The organism is Peptoniphilus sp., assembly GCF_050943655.1.
Taxonomy (GTDB): Bacteria; Bacillota; Clostridia; order Tissierellales; family Peptoniphilaceae; genus Peptoniphilus_A.
Genome location: NZ_JBMNPQ010000104.1, coordinates 1 through 3,737, shown reverse-complemented (window position 1 = coordinate 3,737; position 3,737 = coordinate 1). Strand labels below are relative to the sequence as shown.

The following is a 3,737-nucleotide window of genomic DNA, read 5'->3' as shown; positions in this document are numbered from 1 at the left end:
GATGAAGATGAACAAGCTTACTTTTTAAAAATTATCAAAATAATTGAATTGAGTTTGTTATATTTAGTTACGCCAAGTTTTTGATATAATGATAAAAGATAAAATTTTTTGGTGCAGGAAACAATAGTGAATATAGAGGAAAAATCTAAATTAATAATAAATGACATAAAAGAACAAAAAAGTGTTAATCCTCATACAATTTTTAAAAATATTGCCCAAAATGATTATATAAATATGCATGGTCCAGAGCACCACGTATTAGATGGAGCAGGTATACTTGTAGCTTATAAAAATGCCGGTGGCGATATCGATTTAGATGATGCACTTTTAAAATTAAAACAAGAAGGGCTAAAAATGCCTGGTGCTATGTGCGGTTTATGGGGTGTATGCGGTGCAATTACTTCTATTGGAGCTGCTCTATCAATAATTGATGGTACAGGGCCTTTATCAAATGATGGGACTTGGGGAGATCACATGGAGTTTATATATAAAGCAATTAAAAATTTAGGAGAAGTAAATGGGCCTAGATGTTGTAAGAGGGATGCACAAGTTGCTTTTAAATATGGAGTAGAATACATTAATTGTCATTACGATACTAAACTCGAATATGATGATACAAAGTGTGAATTTTCAAGTTTAAATATGCAATGTATTAAGGACAGGTGTCCATTTTATGAGTAAGAAAAAGGTAGCTTTTATTTGTGTACATAATTCTTGTAGAAGTCAAATTGCGGAAGCGTTAGGGAAATATTTTGCAGCAGATGTTTTTGAAAGTTATTCAGCTGGAACTGAAGTTAAGCCTCAAATTAACCAAGATGCAGTTCGCATTATGAAAGATTTATACACTATCGACATGGAAAAAACGCAATATTCCAAACTAATATCAGATATACCAAATCCAGATATTGTGATATCTATGGGATGTAATGTCTCTTGCCATTTTATAGGACGACCATTTGATGATAATTGGGAACTAGAAGATCCTACGGGAAAATCAGATGAAGAATTTAAAATTATTATAAAAAAGATAGAGCAAAATATTTTAGATTTAATGAATAGAATTTAATTAAATCCCAGCGAAATGAATTTTACTATACATTTATTCTATAATTAATTTCGGTATAAATTATTTCACAGACTCTTGTGGTAATTTCTATAATTATAATATCTTTAATTAATATTTTATAAGAAAGTGGTAATACATGGAATTAAAATTTAAGGCAAAGATAATACAAAATGGGGATATGGATGCAGCTTATATTATTGTCCCATATAATATAAAAGAAATTTATGGAAAGGGAAGACTTCTTGTTCATGCAACCTTCGATGGATATCCTTACGACGGCCAGGTTGTGAAGATGGGAAGTCCTGATTATATAATTGGTGTACGAAAAGATATAAGAGAAGCAATAGAAAAAAGTTTTGGAGATGAGGTCGAAGTTACAATAAGAGAGAGGAAAAAGGTGATTTAATGTGGACATGTCCAAACTGTGGAAGACAATTTAAAAAACAGAACCAAAGTCACTTTTGTAAGGAGAAACCTAAAACTATAAAAGAGTATATTGATAGTTTTGAAGGAGACAAGAAAGAAGAATTATATAAAGTTTATAATCTATTAAAAGAAGAACTAGAATGCTCGAAGGAAAAGATTTCTTGGTCTATGCCTACCTTTTACAACAATAAAAATATAATTCATTTTGCTGCATTTAAAAACCATATTGGAATTTATCCAGGGCCTGAAGTTATTGAAACCTTAAAAGAAGAATTGGCTTGCTATAAAACATCAAAGGGAACCATACAAATTCCGTATGGAAAAATAGACGAGAAGCTTATAATAAAAGTAGCAAGAGAAGCTAAGAAATTGGAAGAGGGAAGTAAATGAAAAAAGAAAAAGTTTTTGAGATGCCTTTTTCAAAGGTGTATCCACTTTTGGTTGCAAAGGCGGAAAGAAAGAATCGAAGTAGAGATGATGTAAATCAAATTATTTTTTGGTTAACTGGATATGATGAGAATCAATTAAATGATATTCGTGAAAAAGAAATAACTTATCGAGAATTTTTTGATAAAGCACCAATATTAAATCCAAACGCAAATAAAATAAAAGGTGTAGTTTGTGGAATTAGGGTAGAGGATATAGACGACCCATTGATGCAAAAGATTCGATACTTGGATAAGCTTATAGATGAGCTTGCCAGAGGAAAAAATATGGAAAATATATTAAGGTCATAGACAGACGCTTTGACCAAGAAGTTAATTTGTTAGTTTTAATTTTATAAAATAATTTTTTAAGTATTTAATAATATCAAAAATTAGTGACGTTTAGTGTAAAACTTCGCGTCACTTTTTTATTGTACAAAATAGAAATTATTTTATTGTAATAAGTCATATTTATTTTATCTAAATTGGGTAAGTTATTTAAAGGGATTTCATAAATATATATGGAACTTAACGATAATGAGTGTTTTAATTTTGAGATAAAAGAAATGGAGAGAAAGATGAAAAAGAATAAAATTTTAGTTGTTTTAACTAATCAATCAACATATGGTGACAATCCTGAAAAGACAGGTCTTTGGCTAAATGAAGCTACTGATTTTGTTAGAGAAGTACAAAAACATGGATACACAGTTGATTATGTTAGTCCAAAGGGTGGAGAGGTCCCTATAGATCCACAAAGTCTAAAAGATGAATTTTTTAGTCCAGAAACTAAGGCTATGTTAGAAAGTGATGATTTTAAAGATCGCGCTTTAACAAATTCTTTAAAGCCTGGTGATATAAGTCCAGATGATTATGATGCTATTTACTATACTGGAGGACATGGAGTAGTTTGGGACTTTCCAGACAATAAAGAGTTACAAAATATTGCTATAAATATTTTTGAAGATGGTGGATATGTAACATCAGTTTGCCATGGTGTTGCAGGACTTCTCAATATTAAAGATAAATCTGGTAAAAATCTAATTGACGGAAAAAAGATTACTGGTTTTACACAAAAAGAAGAAGAATTAATTGGCAAAGATAAAGTGGTACCTTTTGGAACTGAAAATGAATCAATCAAACGTGGAGCAGATTTTAAAAAGGCAGATCCATTTACTTGTTTTGCTGTAAAGGATGGACAGTTAATAACTGGACAAAATACAGTATCAGGTGGAAGAGTTGCTGAACTATTAATAGAATCTTTGGAAAAATAATAAATATTTTTAAGATATACGGAAGGTATATAGATGTCAGAATTAAAAGCAAATATTAATATTAATGATTTAGATAAAATTGATATACGCGTTGGAACTATAATTTTAGTAGAAGATGTTGTAGATTCAGATAAGTTAGTGAAATTTACAGTTGATTTTGGAGATTTCAAAAGGACAATTCTATGTGGAATGAAACAGGAAAGAGAAGATCCAAAAAAGGAAGTTGAAGGTAAACAAGCTCTATTTGTTGTAAATTTAGAACCAAAGGAAATGTTTGGAATTAAGTCACATGGAATGTTATTTGATATTGGCTATGAAGATGGGATAATTCCAGTCTTAGCAGTACCAGAAAAAACTGTACCAAATGGAACAAGAGTTGGATAAATTTTCAATTAAAATATAAAATAAATTGGATTAACAGTTTTAACTAAAAAGATACTGGAATTACTTTTTTGTTATTAAAGAATTAAATTCATTATACTAAGACCTATTCAAATCATCTTATGCGTGGTAATTGGATGGGTCTTGTTGTTTTTCGAATAAATATAA

7 protein-coding genes are annotated in these 3,737 nt (G+C 29.8%); all 7 read left to right on the top strand.

Features of this window, described 5'->3' with window-relative positions:
- The first annotated feature begins 126 nt into the window (after positions 1-126).
- The 7 genes from ACOX6R_RS07530 (at position 127) to ACOX6R_RS07500 (ending at position 3,572) form a co-directional block, all read left to right on the top strand.
- The gene (locus tag ACOX6R_RS07530; protein WP_433448857.1) at positions 127-681 is read left to right on the top strand and encodes a DUF5714 domain-containing protein; all 555 of its coding nucleotides are present in this window, start codon (positions 127-129) and stop codon (positions 679-681) included.
- Positions 674-1,066, top strand: a complete 393-nt coding sequence (locus tag ACOX6R_RS07525) for an arsenate reductase ArsC (RefSeq protein WP_433448855.1) — start codon at positions 674-676, stop codon at positions 1,064-1,066. The genes ACOX6R_RS07530 and ACOX6R_RS07525 overlap by 8 nt, the downstream gene beginning before the upstream one ends.
- A 136-nt stretch (positions 1,067-1,202) precedes the next feature.
- Complete coding sequence (locus ACOX6R_RS07520) at positions 1,203-1,472, top strand: DUF1905 domain-containing protein (protein WP_433448853.1); 270 nt, start codon at positions 1,203-1,205, stop codon at positions 1,470-1,472.
- A complete protein-coding gene (locus ACOX6R_RS07515) occupies positions 1,472-1,882 on the top strand; it encodes an iron chaperone (RefSeq protein ID WP_433448851.1) in 411 nt (136 codons plus the stop codon). Before ACOX6R_RS07520 ends, ACOX6R_RS07515 begins: the two co-directional genes overlap by 1 nt.
- Positions 1,879-2,229, top strand: a complete 351-nt coding sequence (locus ACOX6R_RS07510; RefSeq protein WP_433448849.1) for a DUF2200 domain-containing protein — start codon at positions 1,879-1,881, stop codon at positions 2,227-2,229. Before ACOX6R_RS07515 ends, ACOX6R_RS07510 begins: the two co-directional genes overlap by 4 nt.
- Positions 2,230-2,495: 266 nt before the next feature.
- The gene (locus tag ACOX6R_RS07505) at positions 2,496-3,188 is read left to right on the top strand and encodes a type 1 glutamine amidotransferase domain-containing protein (RefSeq protein ID WP_433448847.1); all 693 of its coding nucleotides are present in this window, start codon (positions 2,496-2,498) and stop codon (positions 3,186-3,188) included.
- A gap of 33 nt (positions 3,189-3,221) precedes the next feature.
- Positions 3,222-3,572, top strand: coding sequence for a hypothetical protein (locus ACOX6R_RS07500; RefSeq protein WP_433448845.1), 351 nt, complete (start codon positions 3,222-3,224; stop codon positions 3,570-3,572).
- Positions 3,573-3,737: the final 165 nt, after the last annotated feature.

Excerpts from the sequence above, each read along its gene's own strand:
- ACOX6R_RS07525 (WP_433448855.1), top strand. The coding sequence starts at position 674 with ATGAGTAAGAAAAAGGTAGCTTTTATTTGTGTACATAATTCTTGTAGA.
- ACOX6R_RS07520 (WP_433448853.1), top strand. The coding sequence starts at position 1,203 with ATGGAATTAAAATTTAAGGCAAAGATAATACAAAATGGGGATATGGAT.
- ACOX6R_RS07515 (WP_433448851.1), top strand. The coding sequence starts at position 1,472 with ATGTGGACATGTCCAAACTGTGGAAGACAATTTAAAAAACAGAACCAA.
- ACOX6R_RS07510 (WP_433448849.1), top strand. The coding sequence starts at position 1,879 with ATGAAAAAAGAAAAAGTTTTTGAGATGCCTTTTTCAAAGGTGTATCCA.
- ACOX6R_RS07505 (WP_433448847.1), top strand. The coding sequence starts at position 2,496 with ATGAAAAAGAATAAAATTTTAGTTGTTTTAACTAATCAATCAACATAT.
- ACOX6R_RS07500 (WP_433448845.1), top strand. The coding sequence starts at position 3,222 with ATGTCAGAATTAAAAGCAAATATTAATATTAATGATTTAGATAAAATT.